Here is a 19665-nt window from a genome sequence, read left to right as displayed (position 1 = left end):
TTCTGTGCAGGCGAGTGAGAAGCTGTATAAGGTTGCAGAGGAGTGTGTTAGGGCATTGGCAATCAGGTTTGGGATTCTTGAAGCTGTAAGCTGTGTAGCTATTGATTCAGCGTTGAAGGAGGTTGGTTGTCGAGCTCTGCTGTTACTGTTTAAATAATATTGTTATGTGAGTTATCTGCACTAGGTAGAGGGGGTGATTGTTTTTACTCCAAGTGCTTGAGCTGCTTTAGCTTGTTTTTCGTCTAGTGTAGCTAGTGGTAGCTTCCTCTCCATGCCTAGTGCAATGTATAGAGCGTCATACACTGTCACACCTGTTTTAAGAGCTATTTCGAACGCTTTCGGCAAATACTTGATCTCGGGCTCAACATCTATGTTGACTCCTACCATTGAGAACAGTATTTCCATTAACTGAGCCGCTATATCAATGCCCATGGTTTTCCTGACTGCAACATCTTTCCACACAGCATTCAACACCTCCTTCAACGCTAAGTCAATAGTCACGCACAACTTCAAGTATTCGGCAAGCCTTTCCCAGCCGGGCTCCTTGCGAATGAAGGCTGCTAGCAGGGATGCGTCAATGACTATCACGGTCCTCCCTCACAGAAGTAGCCGATGATCCCCTGGGAGACTCTAGTGGTAGTTGTGAAAGTGTCTTGACTATATTCTTGATGTTTTCCTCAGCCTCGAGCATTCTCAACCTGCTCTCGATAAACCTCCTCACCTCCTCGGCCCAGTTCACCCGATCCCTGTACTTATCCATCTTCTCCTTGATCTCCCTCCTAAGCTTTATGCTGAAAACACTCACTACTCAACCACCATAGTTTATATATTGGTAAACCCAAACATTTAAACTTATGATAAACCTTAAAAGTCTACCAGCTCTAAAAACCCAATGTCTTGCCCACTCGCTGAATAAATATGGTATGCTGAAGAATCGAGCTATGCTACTTCCCCGGCAAAACACATGGATAAGCTATTTCTCCCTAGGTGCGTTGACCAACTCATATATGGTGGTTAAAACGAACGTCTGGGATCCCACCTTGTCCGCAGTTACACTCCAAACTGACCTCTTCTCCTCCCCTTAAGGGCGAGGTCTCCTAGTTGTAACTTGGCTTTTGTAGAATGACTTGTGCCAGGTGATGAAGTAGCTTATCGATGTTGATAGACCTAGACAGGCTTTCGCATGGGCGTGTTAATTGCGAAAAAATGTGGAATAGAAGTTGCTCTAATGACGATAATGTCTGTGCTTAAGACTTTTCGATATCTGAAAGTAAATGCAATCTCTATGGTTAAGCAGCAAAAATAAAATATTTGGGCATCTAGATAATTTGGTTGGGAGACATCTATGATCAGATTATATACATATAGAGATTTGAGAGATGCTGTTTATTTGGAGGCTGCATGTAAATTGCACAACATATCTTTTCCATATGACAACGTTGATTGCGAGACATTCGCATCGTTTATTCTGAGCGACCCTAATTTTGATGAGGATATAACATATTTTGCTGTTGGTGATGGAGACAGGGTTCTAGGTTTTCTTGCAGGTGTTGAGGTTGTTAAAGAGCCTAGAGAAGCCATTGAGAAATTTAGGGATGTGTTGTTTGAGAAGGATGTTGTTGTAGACCCTCATCTCCCAGCGGATTTGCGGAGAGATGTTCTATCTACTCTACTCAAAGAGTTTGAGAATGTGGCTAAGGCACGAGATAAGAAGAGTGTTGTTCTCTATGCATATGCTCCATACTATTTCATGCCAGGTATAAACATATTATAAGAAGACTATGTAGAGCTTTTCGAGTATTTTGGGTATGTCAAGAAAGAGGAGACTGTGAGTTATGAGGTTGATTTAGAGCGTTTCTATTACCCAAGAAGAGTTCTGAAAATCGAGAATGATCTGACGTCACAAGGTTTTTTGATTAGAAAGGCTAGAGAAGATGAAGCTGAGAAAGTTGGGAAATGGGTTGGAGAGAAATTCAGTCCTATTTGGCGTTTAGAAGCCTTGTATGCATTTAGATGCAAGCCTCCATCGATATGGTTAGCAGAGCAAAATAATGAGCTAGCAGGCTTTGCTGTTTATCGCCGAATGGGCAGAAACGAATTTGGTCCTGTAGGTGTAGATCCGAACAAGAGGAGGTTAGGTATTGGAACGGTTTTGCTATTCAAGTCTCTCTACGAGTTAAAGCAACTAGGATTTAGATTTGTTGTAATTCCATGGACCTCCCACCTCTTCTACTACACACAAGTCCCAGGGATCGCAAAAATAAAACACTATTACATAATGGCTAAATCAATTTAGATTTTGCCGTAAATACAATAAGATGTAGAAATTGCAGAAATTCGAAGAATCGTCTTATATTGTGTACAAGAATCGGGTTTACGCATAAACGCATCGTCTTCCCGATATACAATCCGATATACGATCTTCATCGCCCGCACCTATTCTGAGTCGCAGAAAGATTAGTGACTAGGTGAAACTTAGAGTTGAATTTTAGCTCTTTAAATCTATCGCCATCTGTAGTCGAATTCAGTAAAGGGTTTTCTATGGGCATAGGACATAAGAGAATATAGACATTCATTTGCTATAGAGTATTGGTCGAGGACTTGAAGATAGAGTATATCGATTTAAAACACATCAAAGGTGCTCCAATAACGGGAAAGTCCATGCCAAAAGAGGCTTTGGGGACAGCTATGTAGAGAATTGAGAAGATAAACATAAGGATCTAAGCAAAGTTGAGATTGGTTCTTAATCTTTTTCTATGGCTCTACATTAATAGGTCTTCGAGTGTCTCTATTCTAATAATATTCGTTAAATCTAGCCTATGTACTTGCTCTTGATATTTTCTCTTAATGCTATTTCGTATAACCTCTTATCACCTGTTAAGAAGAGTTCTGCATCAATGTTTCTAGCTGATGCTATTTGTAAAGCATCTGCGACGTATATGTGGTATTTCTCTAAGAGCTTCCAGCTTTCGCGTAAAACTCTAAGGGTTATAGGGACTAAGACCATTACTCCCAATTTCAACATACGTTTAATCTCGTTTAGAAACCTTCTCTTAACAGTACGATAATCATCTTCAGTGATTCTCTCAAGCCTTCTAGCACGATCAAAAGCTACCAATACTTCTCCCACATTCCACAGACTATAAGATACTACTATCTCCCCTGCATAGGCCTTCTTATAGAGACTTCTTATCTCCAAACTACCAGGCTCCTCGATATACCTCTTAATAATAGCACTACTATCTAGGTAAACTATCTCTTCTTTCATCACGCATAGACCTAACAAGATCACTTACCAAGTCTTTACGTGGTTTAACTGGCTCAAAATCGATTTCATAGTCATTTCCAATACCGAGTTCCTGCATAAACTCGTCTAACATTTTCTCAAATAATTCCTCACGTATTAACTCCTCTAGTAACTTACTTGGCTCAACACCTTTTCTCTGAGCCAGTTTTTTGAATTCTTCCCAAAGATCTTTATCAACATATATACTTGTTTTTACTTTATTCAGTACCTACCACCAGTATAGAACATACCGAAACATTCTATATAAATCTTTAGAATTCTTAAACAAGATATCCATTTCACTAAGCAGCATCATATACTGGGTCATATAGATAGAGATTGAGGGCAGGGGCCCGTCAAAGAGATAGCACCCCATATTCATAAGGCGTAGACAATGTATGGGCTTGGTGAAGAGCTTTTGAAAGAGATCAAGCATAAGATGTGCATTGCTGAGGAGTGTTTGAGGAACTGTCGCAAGTATATGAATGGTAGAAGTTTGCAAAAAGCATTCGATGTACTCTGGGTTTCATGGGTCTCAGCCCGCCTTTCACAAGGTCTATCTCTAGACCTAGTTCCTCACAAGTTTTACTACTGTAACTTCTCTGTGAAAGATGGTGGTGGGGAGAAACATGAATAGATTGAAAGGTGCTTAGGTTTCTTTTCTACTAGAAATGCTTATATACTAGTAGACAACTATTTTTACTAGGGATTACCCTTGGAGGAAATAGTTAAGGTTACACGCAACTACCAGGTGACAATTCCTGCTAGTATTAGAGAAAAAGTAGAGATTAGGGAGGGAGACCTCGTTAAAATTGTTTACGACGAAAAGGAGAATGTCATTAAAATAACTCCATTGAAGAGGAAGAGGCTAACGATAAGGGCTGGTAGGAGGATTAGCGTTGAAGAGATAGAGGAAGCTATTGAGGAGATTATGTTTGAAGCTACTTCTTGATACAAATGTTTTAGTCTACGATACAGTTGAAGACAGTGAACATCATGGTGAGGCCACAGAAATAATTGATAGAGCTAAAGAGATATACATTCCCTCTATCGTGGTTCACGAATTCATATGGGTTATGCTCAGGCTTATTCAAACCCCCATTAACTTCACCCTCTTGAAGGTGAGGGAATATCTAGAGGATCCTAGAACAAGATACATACTAGAACCTGAGAAGGTATTGATTGAAGCACTTAAGATGCTTGAAGAGGATAAGGAGAACGTTAAGGAGATAAACGACTACATAATTCTCTCAACAGCCATTTACTACAGCTTAGCTTTAGCAACATTTGATAAAAAACTTAAGAAAAGGGCCACAGAGAGGGGGATAGAAGTTCTTCCTTAAAGAGCCGGCTCCCACAAAACAATATTCTCTCCTCTATATATCTTCATGGTGTTGAACGTGTTTGTTAAAGGCATGGCTTAGAACATTGTTTTTCGAAAGCCTCTTTACAACTGAAAGCCTCGCACTTTTATGGTGGGGAGGAGTTAGAGCTTCTATGCGTTTGCGAATTTTTTAAAGACACTTTAACTTGGTTATTGCTAAGAATATTTATAAAGGATTCCATGGCATAGGCGTGTTGCTGAGGGTTGTCAGAATATGGATTTTTATTATTTGAGTCGCTATAGGTTTTTGCTTTCCGCATCTTCTATAGCACTCTTCCTGCTTTTTTATGTGGCTGTAGCCTTGCTGAATCCGGGGGATGTTGTTAGGCGTGAGCTCGTCGACTATGATTTTTGGCTACTGTTTATTCTTTCTTTTGCTGCTGGTTTTCTGGATGTTTGGCTTTATTGGAGGAGTCTCCCGATTTACTCAACATATATCATCTCTTTGGCTGGGCTTATCCTACTGGCTGTTGGCAGGCTCGGCTCTGCGATATACAGTCTTTTCATATCAGATTTCTCTATTCAGCCTGTTGGGGGCAGTCTCATAGATTTAACATCTATATACATGTCCTATGCTACTTTTTGTGGAGCCTATCTCGTTTTTGTTGCAACAACTTGGCACATCTTCAAAGGCCCAAAGATTTTCAAGTCATCGCCAACTTTGAGCGAGGTTATAGAATGCGCTGCTAGTAGGTTGGCTACAACACCTAATGCAATTCTCTATCTCGTTGCCTTTCTCATAGGCTTTCTCGTTAGTGTTTACCCGGAGACGAGGTACAGCCTCCCCATAGGCTGGGACACTCTAGAGTATATCGCTAATTCTTTGGACTTCGCCCAAAGCCCACAGCTAATCACAACATATATTTGGCTTGGCGGGTACAGGAACCTGCCACCTCTACTCACATGGGTTTCAGGGCTCTTCGCGATGGTTTCAAACCCATTTATATTCTACAAACTCTACCCACCCACAATCTTCGGTTTTGTAACCCTTACAGCATGTGCAATAGCTTATAGAGTTTCAGGCTCGAGACTGGCAGGAATTCTCACAGTGCTTGCCGTTGCCTTTAACCCGTGGATACTTGGGCAAAGCCAGCAGTGGCAAAGACACATGTTAGGCCTCTCACTCCTACTGCTATACCTATATCTGGACCAGGCTGGAAGAGGCATAGGCTCAAAGATTGCTGTTCTAATGCTGCTTTCTATAAGCTATGAGCCTGCAGCTGTTATTGCCCTCATGATATCTATTCTAGAGCTTCTCTGGTCAAAAAACAAGAGATTTGTGTTGCCAGCCATCATATCATTGACAATGCTTCTTTACTACATAGGCTTTCCAGCAAGGCCTCCCGCATCCATCACCCCAACGGGCATTTACGTTGCTGGCAGTGTCAGATACTGGATGTGGGATATACTGCGTTACACCATAACATGTCTCCTCCTATTAGCTCCATACATAGTCATATACAAGATATGGAGAGGGATTGGAAAAGCTGCAAAAGCATCTATAGCAATCCTCTTAGCGATATTTCTAACACCAGTAATTTTAACAATTGGTGTTACAGATCAGCATAGATGGTACCTAATGCTACTAACAATTCTAACGCCATATGCAGTAGCAGCCTTCACAAAAATAAGCAAGAGAGTTGCTGCAATAGCAACACTTCTTTTAGTGCTTATTGGAGCTGCTTACCCATTTACGTCCCAAGGCTACTACTTTTTCAGAATATGGGCCTCCGCATCAATACCCCCTGCAGCCGGATATCCATGGAGTCTAACACCAGCAATTGAAAACATTTCAGAAGTGAAACTTGTTGCAAAGTTTGTAGAGGCAAATAGGTCTATGCCAGCGCTAGCCCCATCCAACCTCTATCCAGCGCTACACATATTCGTAAGAAATCCGACAAACATTATAGTGTTGCAGCGGGTTAGCCTCTTCCCAGCTGTAAACACGATGAAAAATCTTGGAATAAAGAAAGCCATAGCCATAACGTCTACAAATATGTCAAAAGAGCTTGAGGTGTTGCGCAATGCAAACACCACTATAGCAAGTCAGATCAGGTTGGAGAGGCTTAGAGAAGATGGCATTAATGTGTATATGGTGGAGCTAGAGAATCTAACGGCGACGATCCCCTAGCTATGGTGATAATGCAGACGCAAACCTTAAATAGTGGACTTGGCTCAGATGCTATGTAAGAGATGTTATGTTGGTTGTTTTTATGAAGGGTCTTGTTCTGGCTGCTGGCGAGGGCTCTAGGCTTAGGCCATTCACATTTTCTAGACCTAAACACATGATTCCTATTCTTGGCAAGCCAATGATTCTGTATGGTGTTGAGGATCTTGTCTCTGTTGGGGTTAAAGACATAGGTATTGTTGTTGGCTACTTTGGTGATATGATTAGGGGGGCTCTTGGTGATGGCTCTGGGTTCGACGCTAGGTTTGTGTATATTGTTCAGGAGCGCAGGCTTGGTATTGCACATGCTATTTACAGAGCTGTTGAGGAGGGTTTTCTCGATAGAGAATTTATTGTCTATCTAGGTGACAACATTTTAAGCGATGGAATTAAGCAACATGTTAAAGCCTGGCTTGAAAACAGTGGTGATGTGCATATCCTCTTAGCTAAGGTCAAAGACCCCAAGCACTTTGGTGTTGCTGTCCTCAGGGATGGGAGGATTGTGAAGCTTGTTGAGAAGCCCAAGGAGTTTATATCTGATCTTGCTGTAGTAGGGGTCTACATGTTTAGAGATCCAGATCTTGTTGCAAAGGCTTTCAGGGCCTTGAAGCCTTCGTGGAGAGGTGAATACGAGATCACAGAGCTTATACAGTGGTTCATAGACAACGGATACAAGGTTACATATTCAATTGTTTCTGGCTGGTGGAAAGATGTTGGAACATACGAGGGTCTTCTAGATGCTGTATACCTGCTTCTAGACAGGGTTGAGCCCAGGGTGGAGGGCGAGGTTGAGGGCGAGATTAGAGGACGTGTAGTTATTGAAAAAGAAGCTGTTGTTAGAGGCTCTATCCACGGGCCTGCATACATAGGTCGCGGGGTTGTCGTTGAGAAAAATGCTGCTATAGAACACTATGTATCTATAGAGCAGGGCTCCAGAATACTGTCTGGAAGCATCACAAGATCCACCATCTTAGATTATAGCGAAATAGATTTGAACAAAGCAAGGCTTGTGGATAGCGTTGTCGGCTCTAGAAGCATTGTCAAATGCTCCAAGGAGGTTTACGGAGATATTAGGCTTATCATCTCAGACTATAGCTTTATAGCGCTTTGAGGTGGGTAAGCTGAGACTTATAGTAGCTGGGGGAGCCGGTTTTATTGGCAGCAACTTTGTTAGATATATAGTTAAAAATCTTCGCTGGAAGGTTTTGGTATACGATAAGCTAACCTATGCTGGTAGACTCGAAAATCTACATGGAATCCTCAATGAAATTACATTTATTCGTGGCGATATAGCTGATGAAGAGACGTTTAAGAAGGTTGCGGAGGAGTTTCAACCAGATGCCATAGTGAACTTTGCTGCGGAAACACATGTTGATAGATCTATAAATGAGCCTGCACCATTCATTCGGACAAACATATTGGGTGTTTTTACAATTCTAGAGGTGTTGAGGTCTCTTAAACACAATGTTCTCTTCCTCCATGTATCTACAGACGAGGTCTACGGCGATCTCTGGGGCACAGATAAACATGCTTCGGAGGGGATCCTCTAAACCCCTCCAGCCCCTACTCAGCTTCAAAAGCGTCTGGAGACCTCTTGATAAAAGCCTATGGCAGGACATATGGGATTAGATACAGAATTGTAAGGCCGTGTAACAACTATGGGCCTTACCAACACCCAGAGAAGCTAATTCCAAGAACAATCATCAGGCTTATCCACGGCAAGCCCGCTATAATATATGGTGATGGCTCTCAGATCAGGGACTGGATCTATGTAGAGGATACTGCAAAGGCCATTCTCACGGTTCTTGAAAAAGGCTCTGACTATGAGATCTACAACATCTGTGGAAACATGTTTGCATCTGTGAAAGAAGTTGTCACCAAGATACTGAGGATTATGAACATACCCGAAAACTTTATTGTCTATGCAAAGCCTAGGCCAGGTGAGGATAGGAGATATGCTATGAAATGCGATAAAATTAGAGGGCTTGGCTGGGAGCCTCAGATGTCGCTTGACCAGGGACTTGAAATAACTGTTAGGTGGTATCTTGAGAATAGATGGTGGTGGGAACAACTACTTGACGAGAAATATGTTTTAGCCGATACCCCGTGGTGAGCAATGAGAGTTCTTGTAACTGGTGGGACAGGGCTTCTAGGCTACAATCTTGTTAGGGTGCTTAACTCTCTAAACTATGCTGTCTACGCCACTTACTATGGCCATGAGCCGCCTATGATAGACAATGTTAAATGGCTTAAAATGAATCTTGAAAACGCTAGTGAAATAGCAAATGTGCTGAATTTAGCGAAACCCGATGTCGTTGTCCACACAGCTGCTTATACCGATGTAGATGGCTGTGAGATAAACAAAGAGAGGGCCTTCAATGTGAACTATATTGCTACAAGAGTTTTAGCGCATTACGTAGCCAAGCACAATATGTTTTTGATTTACATCTCCACAGACTATGTATTTGATGGTGAAAAAGGACTTTATAAAGAAGATGATATTCCCAACCCCATTAACTACTACGGCCTCACAAAGCTTCTTGGAGAAATAGCTGTGGCTTCAGCCCTTGACGAAAAACAATATCTTGTGGTCAGGGTCAGTGGACTCTATGGCTATAGCCCCACGGGGAAGAAGAATTTTGGTGTCAATGCTCTAGAAAAGCTTTTGCGAGGGGAGGAGGTCATGGCTTTTGCCGATCAGCATCTATCGCCTACATATGTATATTTTCTGTCGGAGAGAATAGCCAAAGCCATTGAGAAGAAAGTTTATGGTGTTATCCACATCGCTGGACAGAGAATGAGTAGACTAGAGTTTGCAACACTATTAGCAAAGGTTTTGGGGGCTAAGGAGAAACTTATAAAACCCGCATCGATAAAACAATTCGAATTTGCCGCTAAAAGACCCAAAGACTCTAGCTTAGACACATCATATGCAAAAAGTATTGGCCTTGAAATGCCCCCTCAGGAAGAGTGCATTAAACATTTTATTAATACATATCTAAAGGAGGTTAAGAGGTGAGGAAATGCCATTCAAAACATTTAAGCGTTTAGAGATACCAGATGTTGTACTAGTTGAATACGCTTCGTTCTCAAATCATAGAGGTTTCTTTGCCGAACTTTACAAGAGAACAGATTTTCTGTCTAGTGGCATTCCCTACGATTTTGTCCAAGTTAATCTGAGCTTCTCTAAAAAGAATGTTGTTAGAGGTCTTCACTACCAACTCAAACCAGCTGAGCAGGGTAAGCTTGTCTATGTTGTTAGTGGTAGGGTGTATGACGTTGCTGTTGATATAAGGAGGGGCTCTCCATGGTTCGGAAAATACGTTGGCGTTGTTCTAGAGCCTGGCAAAGCGCTTTGGATCCCACCTGGCTTTGCCCATGGTTTCCAGGCTCTCGAGGATACATACTTTCTGTATTTAGTGACCAAGGAGTATAGCCCCCAGCTAGAGAGATGCATAAGATGGGACGACCCGGAGATAGGAATTCCATGGCCTTTGAGAGAGGGTGTCATACTCAGTGAGAAAGATTCGAAATGCCCACCACTAAAAGATGCAGAAACAAACTTCGAATACCCAATATAGCCAAGACCACATGTCTAGGTGTGTAAGGTGTGGCCAAAGGTATCGGTTATCTGGCTTAACCACAACTCTATGAAGATCATAGACCTCGTTCTCAAGTCACTTGAGGCTATAGCTGATCTAGACTACCCGGGCGATAGGTATGAGCTCATAGTTGTCGACAATGGGTCTACTGACGGAAGCTTCGAGAGGATTAGGGAGTTCCTCGATAAAAAGAGTAGCCTGAGGAAGAAGATCATTAGGTTGGAGAAGAACTTAGGCTTCACCGGAGGCAGCAACATAGGTTATAGAGCAAGAGACAGGGAATCAAAATATGTTTTGCTAGTGAACAACGATGCTATACCACTGCAAAATAGTCTGAAAACTCTGGTGGAGTATGCAGAGAAATTCGATGGTGTGGGAGGTCTCAACGGGGTTATACTGGATTACGATGGAAAGCGCATTGACACTGCTGGAGATTTCGTTGATGAGCTACTGATATCATATGCATCAGGATCCAAAGAAGTTTATCCGTGGATAATCAGAAAACCTTTCTACATATCCTACGCCGATGGTGCATATGTCCTCTACTCAATTGAGGCAATAGCCAAGTGCATTGGGGAGAAAATCGGGGATAAGATGTTTGTAGAGAGCTTCTTTGCCTATGGAGACGACAGCATAATAGGGCTGCAGATGTGGGGCTGTGGATACAAGCAAATCTCTATACCGCATCCAGTAGCTCTGCACAAAAGAAGCTCAACATTTAGGCGTATGAGTAGTTTAGGCCCATATCTAATACTAAGAAATGGGGTGACAACGGTTCTATTATCCAATACCAGATACAAAACATATGCAATGCTATATAGAATAAAATCAATTGTGGGAAGAACAGCTATCAGACATGGTCTACCTAAAACATATCTAAAAGCCGTATATGATGGTGTAAAGCTCAAGAAGAGAATTTCTATGAGATATGGAATATCAATAAACTTGTATAAAGCCCCCGTAATAAAGCTTAGCCATAAAGACATTCTAAGATACTACCTATTTGGCACGAGAGAAACCATGATAGCATTTAGAAAGAAAATTTTGGAACAAGCTATCAAAGCGTTTGAGATAAACGACTAGGGATAAACATCATCATTACAAAACTCATACGTTTCTAGGATGTAGGGGATTGGCGACCCTTGGGGTGTGAAATTGTTGAAGAGCTTGGAGGAAGACAAGTGACTATAGCACTTATAGACAATAGGTTTGGCGGTAGGTAGCCCTGGATGGAGATGGAATTGAATAGTGGGAGAGATGCCTTATTGTGGCTTGTAACAGGGTTGATCGTTGGTGTGTTAACAGCCTTCGTGTGGTCGAACTATTCAGGGACATACTCAATCATATGGTGTTGATGCTCAGCCTGTCGATAACTTTTAATAGTCTCTAAGTCGATGTGCAAAGTAGAGGAAATGGTGTTTTATGTCTGTGGATTATGTGGCTAGAAACGTTGGGTGGGGTCTAAAGATACTTAAAGACATGGTAGCTATCCCAACTACCAATCCTCCGGGTGAGCATTATTGGGATTTTGTCAAGTATGCTAGAGAGGTGCTAGAGTCTTTGGGTGTTGAGGTAAGGGTTGTTGAGGTTCCAGCTGAATATGTTAGAGAGTACTATCCAGATTATGCAACATATTCACGCTACATAGTGTATGCTAAATATGGTGAGGGCAAACCTGTTCTTCACTTCAACGGGCACTATGATGTGGTGCCTGCTGGGAGTGGCTGGACTAGGAAGCCGTTTGACCCGGTTGTTGAGGGTGGGAAGCTATATGGGAGGGGATCGACAGACATGAAAGGAGGTATAGCATCGTTTCTCGTCGCACTGAAATCCGTTATTGACTCGGGTAAGAAGCTAGGGGGTGGTATTGAAGTTGCTCTAGTTCCGGATGAAGAAATAGGAGGTGAGTCAGGAACTGGGTTTTTGGTGAGAAAAGTTGGTGTTAGACCAGATTATGTGGTTATAGGCGAGCCTAGTGGTAGCGAATCAATATGGATAGGGCATAAAGGAGCTGTCTGGGCATTGGTAGAGGTATATGGGAGGCAGGCTCATGGAGCAACTCCGTGGTTGGGTGTTAACGCGTTTGAATACATGGTTAAAATAGCGTATAGGTTTATGACCGAATATGAAGAGTATCTAAAATCGAGGAAAAGTGTATACGAATACGATGATCCGAGAGGGGCCAGACCCACAGTAACGATTGGGGGAGAGGTTAAAGGCGGTACAAAGATCAATGTTGTTCCAGGATATTCTGTCTTCTCAATAGATAGAAGGGTTGTCCCCGAGGAGAGGTTAGAGAATGTCGAAAAAGAGATGGTCGATTTCATCAAAAAGGCGTCGATGGATCTCAGAGATGTTAGGGTAGAGGTTAAGATAGTCAACAAGCAACCTCCGGCAATAACAGATCCCAACTCCAGCTTCGTCAAGACGGTGCAAGAAACAGGGGAGAAGGTTCTGGGTAAAAAGCCCAGGTTAACAGTGTGTCTAGGAGGACTGGATATGAGGTTCTACACAGAGGCAAACATACCAGTAGTTGCTTACGGGCCGGGAGCGATTGGCGCTGCCCATGCAGCAGACGAATACCTGTCCATAAGCGAATTTGAGAAAATGGCTAAGATATACTATGCCTTAATCGAGAAGCTACTCACATAAGCTTTTCACCATCGATTCGCAAGCGACTTAGAGCCTTCATCCCCACTCTTCATTTATGTTGCGAGGGCGCAAAACCAAGAGAACAGGTAGGGGCAAATATACCCTGAAACTCGATAAGATTGAGGTAGGCAATATAACCAAGATAAAGTGTCTACCATAAGGCTAGGTTGACATCACTAAACATTTATCTAATTTATCTTTAAAGAATTCCAAGCTAAATAATTTTCGTAAATAAACACAAACACAATTCTTCTTCCCTTAATCCATTTATAAATCCATTTATAGGAATCCTCTGTGGATAAATGTTAAGGTAGTTAGTAATGCACTCAGAATAGACCTATGAGTCGCAGAGATTAGTTCAACAATAATGCTTGATAGAAGTCTATTTGTTTATGGTTAAGCAACAAAAACATTGCACCTTAATACTAAGCAAAAATGGCAAAAATATAATTCATTGAGCCTCTTCATTAGGGTTTATAATCTTGTATTACATATTTGTATTACGGGGTTGACATTGTCTAGTGTGGTAATCTCTGTTAGGATTCCAAGAGAGTTGAAGGAGAGGCTTGAGAGATTAAATATTAATATTAGTGAGGTTGTCAGGGAGCTTCTCGAGAAGTATGTTGAGGATGTTGAGGAGAGGCTTGGGATTGGCGAGGGAGCTTATCTGGAGCTTAGGGTTGAGGGTGGCAAGCTTGTCGCAACTCCAATACCAGATCCATTCTGGCTTGCACTGAAAGGGCCCAAATTCGCTGAGACAACAGTTGAAGAGGTTGAGAGTATTAGCGAGGAGGAGCAGAGGAGACTTGAAGATGAGAATACTTCTTGACACATCCTTTTTGCTACCCATAGTTGGGATTAGGGTTAAGGGTGTTGAAAAACTGTTGGAGGGTTTGTGGACTATGTATAGAAGAGGTGAGGTTGAAGTCTACTACACAGAGCTGAATCTTCTAGAAATAGCGTGGAAACTGAGTAAAACTCGCTACGAGCCAGACATTGTTATGAAGGGGCTGATGAGCATCGAGAGAAACTTCATTAAAGCTCCTCTAACATATACATCAATAGCCAAAGCGCTGGAGCTTAGGAAAAAGGGATTCAACGATCTAATAGATCTGCTACTATATGCTATAGCCTATGAAAATAAACTGCAGCTTCTAACATTGGATGTTGCACTCATAAAGTTTCTGGAAGGTGTGGGAGAGGATATGAGCATTATAATAACAGCACTTTAACATTCATAGAGAAATTGCTAAAATTGGCATTGCTGGTCAGCCAGGTGAATAGCTATAAAGATTTACTGTCAATGAGCCAGAATTTTTGTCTTGTTGAGGGGATCCTTATCACATGTTATGAGAGCTCCACAACCCCTCTTATTAAATGCTAAACATATTGAGTCATGCATTACACCCTCTTTCCCAAAGGCCGTAACTTAGCGACATCTCCAACTCTAGAGAGTGGTGGGCTGTATTATTCTTAATCAATACTTATAATTTGTGTTTCAGGTGAGACAGGTGTCATCATTGTCTCAGGTTCGCTGGGGTCATCATATCTTATAAGTCTTTTATTCCCCATGATATAGATAGCGAGATGGTAAGCATATATGTTTTTGTGATGATACGACGGTCTCCTGAAATATGATGAGACTTCTCTTCGCTGAGATTGTCAATGGCAGATTCGGTTATCAAAAATTAATAACTTGGTGAGCGGATTCCGATTATGTAAGGTGGTTGAATGAGTTTTATTGGCAATGTTCGTATCGAGTATAGGCAGGGCTTCTCACAAACCCATTTTCTGCCACATACAAGGTATATGAGTTTGTGCATCAACTGTTCTGGTCCCATAGACGATGTCAGGATTTTGAATAGAAATGCATGTGAGAAGTGCATGAATACTAGTAGCATTGTTAAGGTGACCTCATTCAAGGAGCTGCTCAAATATCTGCATTCCCCTTCTAAAAAGGTGTTGGAGCTTGTAGAGATGGAGGAGTTTGTAAATAGCTTCATAGATTTTTTCAGAAAGGCTGTTGGCAACAATCCTTGGAATCTCCAGGTAAGCTGGGCTTTTAGAATTGCCCAGAAAAGCAGTTTTGCGATGATTGCCCCTACTGGTGTGGGGAAAACAACATTTGGCTTGGTTATGGCTCTATTTCTCGCATATAAACACAATAAGAAGGCTTATATCATTGTCCCAACATCTATTCTAGTTGAACACTATTATAAGAGGCTTCAGGAACTGGCAAACAATCTGGGTATTGTTGTTGCAATTGCAGCTATGCACTCAAAGGTTTCTCCAAAGAGAAAAGCAGAGCTGGAGGAGATTATAAAGGATGGTAACTTCGATATACTCATAACAACGTCTAACTATCTGCAGAGAAACTTCGATAGGGTCTTCAAGCCTCTAGTTGATAAAGGCTTTGCATTCAATTTCATATTCGTTGACGATGTGGATGCCATTATGAAGGGTAGCAAAGCCATAGAATATGTCTTGATGCTTCTAGGCTTTTCCCAAGAGGATATGCAGATAGGGTACAAGCTATCAACCTTGAGAATAAGGCAGATGCGCTGTCTATCGCAAAAGGAAAAGGCTGAAGAATGCAGAGAAGATGGTGTGCCAGTAGACGAGCTAGTGAAGAAATACCAAGCACATATAGCGTCTAAGAGAAGGCAGGTAGGCATCCTGGTAGTAAGCTCGGCTACTGGAAGAGCTAGAGGAAGGAGGATAAGACTATTCAAAGAGCTTCTAGGCTTCACCATAGGCTCTAGTGTCGAGCTATACAGAAATATCGCCGATGTTTATGTCAGTGTAAGCAGCTATGAACAGGCAGTCGAGGTATTGGCAAACACGATTAAGAGGCTTGGCCCCGGAGGACTAGTCTTCGTACCCCTAGACAAAGGCATTGAAGAGGCCCAGAGACTAGCCCAGGAACTGGTTAACAGGGGAGTAAAAGCCGATGTTGTTGTCAGCAAGAAGAGCAAGAGCCTAAAGGAGTTCATTGAAGGCAATCTAGATGTTGTTGTAGGTGTAGCAACATACTATGGCCTTCTTGTCAGAGGCATTGACTTGCCAGAGGTTATAAGATATGCCATATTCTTCGGTATTCCAAGACACAAAATCTCCCTGTCCAGAATCGAGTACAATCCCGCAACACTGCTGAGGGTATTGTCTGTTCTGCTTGAGGTTGTCGATGAGAGGGAGAGGAACAATGTAATGAACAGGATAATAGTGTTGAGAAGAATTGTAAGAAGAGTATCTCCAATCATTCTTAAAGAGGTTATCGAATCCATTGAGAAGGGTATGCACAACGAGAAGAGAAGCGAGCTTGTAAAAACGTTGCTCGAGACCCACGATTATGTGTCATCGTTACTGAAACAAAGCGAGATAATTGAAAGACTGAAGAACAACCCCTCGATTGTGATATATGAAGAGGAGGCACAACTCTATATGCTATTACCAGATGCGCCAACATATATCCAAGCCAGTGGAAGAACATCAAGGCTGTACATAGGCGGTATAACAAGAGGATTATCCATAGTGATATCCGACGATCCTAGGCTAGTCAATGGATTGGAGAAAAGGCTTAGATTCTACATAGACGACTTCAAGTTCTACCCAATCAACGAGGTAGATATCGAAAAAGAGATGCAGAGAATTGATGAAGATAGAAGAATAGTTAAAATGATAAAAAGCGGGGGTATACCCAGCAACCTACTAACAAAGGTAGAGGAACTGACAAAGACAGTGCTATTCATAGTTGAATCGCCAAACAAGGCCAGAACCATTGCATCATTCTTCGGTAAACCGACAGCCAGAGACTACGGCGTTCTTAGAGTTTATGAAGTTGATGTTGGCAAGCTGCATCTTCTTATAACAGCATCTGGGGGACACATCTTCGAACTTGTTGAAGAAGAGCTATCGCAAGATTCTATATACGGAGTTGAGAAAAGGGCGCAGGGAGGAACAAAGTTCTTTGTCCCCAGATACGACTACATAAAAAGGTGTTTGGTGTGCGGAACCCAGTTTGTTAAAGGGGATAAATGCCCTGTTTGCGGATCTTCTGAATTCAAATCATCTAAAGATGTTGTGGAGGCTCTTCAGAGAATTGCTCTAGAGGTTGACGAGGTCATCATAGCCACAGATCCTGATTCCGAGGGTGAGAAAATAGCATATGACATTGCAGTAGCATTAGCACCTTACGCAAAAACCATTAAGAGGGCTGAGTTCCATGAGGTGACGAGGAGAGCTGTTCTACAAGCACTCGAAAATTTGAGGGGGATAAACCTAGCTCTTGTCGAGGCCCAGATAGCTAGGAGAATTGAGGATAGATGGCTAGGCTTCTCCCTATCAGAATACGTCACAAAGCTCTATAGCTCTATAAGCAAGGCTATGGCATTAGATAAGAGGTATAGTGCTGGAAGAGTCCAAACACCTGTGCTTGGAAGAATAATAGAAACAGCAATAAACAGATTGAACACTCTTAGACATAGCAAAATTATAAGCGTTTCTAATCTACAATTCGAAATACCACTAGAAGCATTCAAAAAATTGAATATAGATCAAACCGTAAGAGCATCCGACATCAATGTTGTTTTTCACTATAAATACTCTCACCAGGATATAATATACCCACCCCCACCATTCACAACAGATGAAATGCTGGCCGAGGCCCAAAGAATCCTACGAATGAATTCTGTTGAAGCCATGCAGATAGCCCAAAACCTTTTCGAGCTAGGCTTCATAACATATCACAGAACCGATAGTACAAGAGTTTCTACAACAGGTATAGGGGTTGCCAGAGAATACCTGACCACACAATTCGGCGACAAAATTAGCGAGGTATTTGCACCGAGAAGCTGGGGAGAGGGCGGAGCCCACGAAGCGATAAGACCAACGAGACCCGTTGATGCTACTAGGCTAAGAGAGCTCATAATCGAAGGGGTGATAGAGACCCCAACACCCCTGACAAACAAGCACTATAAACTCTATGACCTGATATTCAGAAGATTTATCGCAAGCCAGATGAAGCCTGCAGTACTGGAAAAGTCGCTATATACCGTAGAGATACTGTACAAGGAGAATAAAATATGGGAGACAGTAATAGAGGTTCCAACTAATATCATTGAACCCGGATTCCTCCTGTACTACTCTACCATATCTATCGTGCCACTTCCAAGAAGCGATGTAGTGCTAAGGCCAAGCAAAGTCAAATCAGTTGAGCTAAGTGATGTAAAGCTGCCGACACAAGGAGATATAGTGAGATGGATGAAGAACGTTGGTATCGGAAGGCCAAGCACATACGCAAAAATCATAGACACGATACAGAGGAGAAGATATGTTTATGTCATAGGCAAAAACCAGTATCTAATACCATCGCTAACAGGCATACTAATATATAGCCTGCTTGCTGGAAACAACTTTCCTGAGAGCAAACACGATATAGTAGCATTTATCCAAAAGTTTATCCATAGATACCCATTCCTGTTTAGAGATGTTAAAGAAGAGGATGTAGAGAAGGTAATTAGAACATCGATAGAGAAGGCTGTAACAGATATAGCAGAAATGGTTTCAACCAGTAGAACAAAACTGTTATACGAAAAAATGGAAAAGATAGAAAAAGGTGAAATAGATTATACCTTGGTAATAAATGAGCTTTTCAATGAGGTTTGCAGCAAAGTTGTTCCAAAGATCTACGAAACAGATTTAGACAAAGTGAAGAGCATATGCAGCTGAATAGTATTAACATAGATGTGGCTGTAATTCATACAAGCATAGAATTAGGAACTAGAAAGAGGAACATAGCCAAGATTAAAGACTTACTAGAAAAGTTGCTGAAACACCAGAGATACGTTGATATTGTGATACTGCCTCAGATGGTTAATGGGGTTCCAATATATGAGATAGAATTCAAAAAAACACTCAAAATATCGAGTGAAACAATACCTGGGCCAACAACAGATGAAATGGGTAAGTTGGCCAGGAACTATGGTGTAAACCTAGTCGTCGGACCATTGATAGAGCGCAGAGGCTCTAGGTTGTATAGATCTGTAGTATGCATAGGTAAAGATGGGGATGTAAAAAAGGTTATTAGACAGGTTGCACCAAACAATAAGTTTAGTGGGTATTCGCAAGTTCCATACATGGTGTTGGGCAATGCCAGAATAGGATTTTTAATAGCTGACGATCTTTTCTATCCAGAAATATCATTCACCTTTTCCATCTTGAATATAGATATTATAGTGATTTATCCTAGTATAAACCAAGACATTTATAGGCAACAACAGGCAACTGTTGTAAGAACTATAGAGTCTGGTAGCATGGGTTTAATGGTTGGCGGAATATTTGAGTATAAACAGGATGTATTAGCTACGGTGCCAACAATTGTTATCGATGAAAATGGTGAAGAGATTGAAAGAATTGACATGGATGAAAAAGTTGTTGCTATGAGTGTTTCTACAAAACATGTAGATAGAGTCAACGTTAATGCGAGATTCAAAATCATAAAGGAGCTGAAAAAAATGTTGCACAGCAAAAAATTTTCAAGTCAAAATACATGAGGCTGTATGAACTGTTAGCACAT

Annotated in this window: 21 protein-coding genes; 18 read left to right on the top strand and 3 right to left on the bottom strand. The window is 41.7% G+C overall.

The window, feature by feature from the left end:
- Positions 1–4 precede the first annotated feature (4 nt).
- Positions 5–157 carry a hypothetical protein gene (locus QW284_01600; protein MEM0338370.1) on the top strand — a complete coding sequence of 51 codons (153 nt, stop codon included), beginning with the start codon at positions 5–7 and terminating at the stop codon, positions 155–157.
- 23 nt (positions 158–180) lie between these two features.
- On the opposite strand, the gene QW284_01595 is transcribed toward QW284_01600, so the two are convergent.
- Both QW284_01595 and QW284_01590 read right to left on the bottom strand, forming a co-directional pair.
- Positions 181–588, bottom strand: coding sequence for a type II toxin-antitoxin system VapC family toxin (locus QW284_01595; protein ID MEM0338369.1), 408 nt, complete (start codon positions 586–588; stop codon positions 181–183).
- Positions 575–805: a CopG family transcriptional regulator gene (locus tag QW284_01590; GenBank protein MEM0338368.1), complete on the bottom strand. Its 231-nt coding sequence runs from the start codon at positions 803–805 to the stop codon at positions 575–577. The genes QW284_01595 and QW284_01590 overlap by 14 nt, the downstream gene beginning before the upstream one ends.
- A 540-nt stretch (positions 806–1345) precedes the next feature.
- On the opposite strand from QW284_01590, the gene QW284_01585 reads away from it, so the two are divergent.
- Positions 1346–1774 carry a hypothetical protein gene (locus QW284_01585; protein ID MEM0338367.1) on the top strand — a complete coding sequence of 143 codons (429 nt, stop codon included), beginning with the start codon at positions 1346–1348 and terminating at the stop codon, positions 1772–1774.
- A 54-nt stretch (positions 1775–1828) separates the two neighbouring features.
- Entirely contained in the window at positions 1829–2296 is a 468-nt protein-coding gene (locus tag QW284_01580) for a GNAT family N-acetyltransferase (protein MEM0338366.1), read from the top strand.
- A gap of 516 nt (positions 2297–2812) precedes the next feature.
- Here QW284_01580 and QW284_01575 read toward each other — a convergent pair.
- Complete coding sequence (locus tag QW284_01575; protein ID MEM0338365.1) at positions 2813–3268, bottom strand: type II toxin-antitoxin system VapC family toxin; 456 nt, start codon at positions 3266–3268, stop codon at positions 2813–2815.
- Between the two features lie 412 nt (positions 3269–3680).
- On the opposite strand from QW284_01575, the gene QW284_01570 reads away from it, so the two are divergent.
- The 15 genes from QW284_01570 to QW284_01500 all read left to right on the top strand — a co-directional run bounded on the left by QW284_01570 (position 3681) and on the right by QW284_01500 (position 19642).
- A complete protein-coding gene (locus tag QW284_01570) occupies positions 3681–3923 on the top strand; it encodes a hypothetical protein (protein MEM0338364.1) in 243 nt (80 codons plus the stop codon).
- 78 nt (positions 3924–4001) lie between these two features.
- Complete coding sequence (locus QW284_01565; protein MEM0338363.1) at positions 4002–4238, top strand: AbrB/MazE/SpoVT family DNA-binding domain-containing protein; 237 nt, start codon at positions 4002–4004, stop codon at positions 4236–4238.
- Entirely contained in the window at positions 4222–4629 is a 408-nt protein-coding gene (locus tag QW284_01560; protein ID MEM0338362.1) for a PIN domain-containing protein, read from the top strand. Before QW284_01565 ends, QW284_01560 begins: the two co-directional genes overlap by 17 nt.
- Before the next feature lie 255 nt (positions 4630–4884).
- Complete coding sequence (locus QW284_01555; protein ID MEM0338361.1) at positions 4885–6801, top strand: hypothetical protein; 1917 nt, start codon at positions 4885–4887, stop codon at positions 6799–6801.
- Positions 6802–6883: 82 nt separating this feature from the next.
- Entirely contained in the window at positions 6884–7948 is a 1065-nt protein-coding gene (locus QW284_01550) for a glucose-1-phosphate thymidylyltransferase (protein MEM0338360.1), read from the top strand.
- A 1-nt stretch (position 7949) separates the two neighbouring features.
- On the top strand, positions 7950–8387 hold the full coding sequence (locus QW284_01545) for a GDP-mannose 4,6-dehydratase (protein MEM0338359.1): 438 nt from the start codon (positions 7950–7952) through the stop codon (positions 8385–8387).
- 44 nt (positions 8388–8431) lie between these two features.
- On the top strand, positions 8432–8950 hold the full coding sequence (locus tag QW284_01540; protein ID MEM0338358.1) for an NAD-dependent epimerase/dehydratase family protein: 519 nt from the start codon (positions 8432–8434) through the stop codon (positions 8948–8950).
- Between the two features lie 3 nt (positions 8951–8953).
- Positions 8954–9856 carry a dTDP-4-dehydrorhamnose reductase gene (gene rfbD / locus QW284_01535; GenBank protein ID MEM0338357.1) on the top strand — a complete coding sequence of 301 codons (903 nt, stop codon included), beginning with the start codon at positions 8954–8956 and terminating at the stop codon, positions 9854–9856.
- Between the two features lie 4 nt (positions 9857–9860).
- Complete coding sequence (rfbC, locus tag QW284_01530) at positions 9861–10418, top strand: dTDP-4-dehydrorhamnose 3,5-epimerase (protein MEM0338356.1); 558 nt, start codon at positions 9861–9863, stop codon at positions 10416–10418.
- Positions 10419–10445: 27 nt separating this feature from the next.
- Entirely contained in the window at positions 10446–11522 is a 1077-nt protein-coding gene (locus tag QW284_01525) for a glycosyltransferase family 2 protein (protein MEM0338355.1), read from the top strand.
- A 339-nt stretch (positions 11523–11861) separates the two neighbouring features.
- Complete coding sequence (locus QW284_01520; protein ID MEM0338354.1) at positions 11862–13091, top strand: M20 family metallopeptidase; 1230 nt, start codon at positions 11862–11864, stop codon at positions 13089–13091.
- A 523-nt stretch (positions 13092–13614) separates the two neighbouring features.
- Positions 13615–13920, top strand: a complete 306-nt coding sequence (locus QW284_01515; GenBank protein MEM0338353.1) for a ribbon-helix-helix domain-containing protein — start codon at positions 13615–13617, stop codon at positions 13918–13920.
- Positions 13856–14323, top strand: a complete 468-nt coding sequence (locus tag QW284_01510) for a PIN domain-containing protein (protein MEM0338352.1) — start codon at positions 13856–13858, stop codon at positions 14321–14323. The genes QW284_01515 and QW284_01510 overlap by 65 nt, the downstream gene beginning before the upstream one ends.
- 499 nt (positions 14324–14822) lie before the next feature.
- Positions 14823–18818, top strand: a complete 3996-nt coding sequence (gene rgy / locus QW284_01505; GenBank protein MEM0338351.1) for a reverse gyrase — start codon at positions 14823–14825, stop codon at positions 18816–18818.
- The gene (locus QW284_01500; protein ID MEM0338350.1) at positions 18809–19642 is read left to right on the top strand and encodes a carbon-nitrogen hydrolase family protein; all 834 of its coding nucleotides are present in this window, start codon (positions 18809–18811) and stop codon (positions 19640–19642) included. The genes rgy and QW284_01500 overlap by 10 nt, the downstream gene beginning before the upstream one ends.
- The last annotated feature ends 23 nt before the right edge of the window (positions 19643–19665 follow it).

This window comes from Ignisphaera sp. (assembly GCA_038735125.1).
Classification (GTDB): Archaea; Thermoproteota; Thermoprotei_A; order Sulfolobales; family Ignisphaeraceae; genus Ignisphaera.
This window is presented reverse-complemented; position numbering and strand designations above follow the sequence as displayed.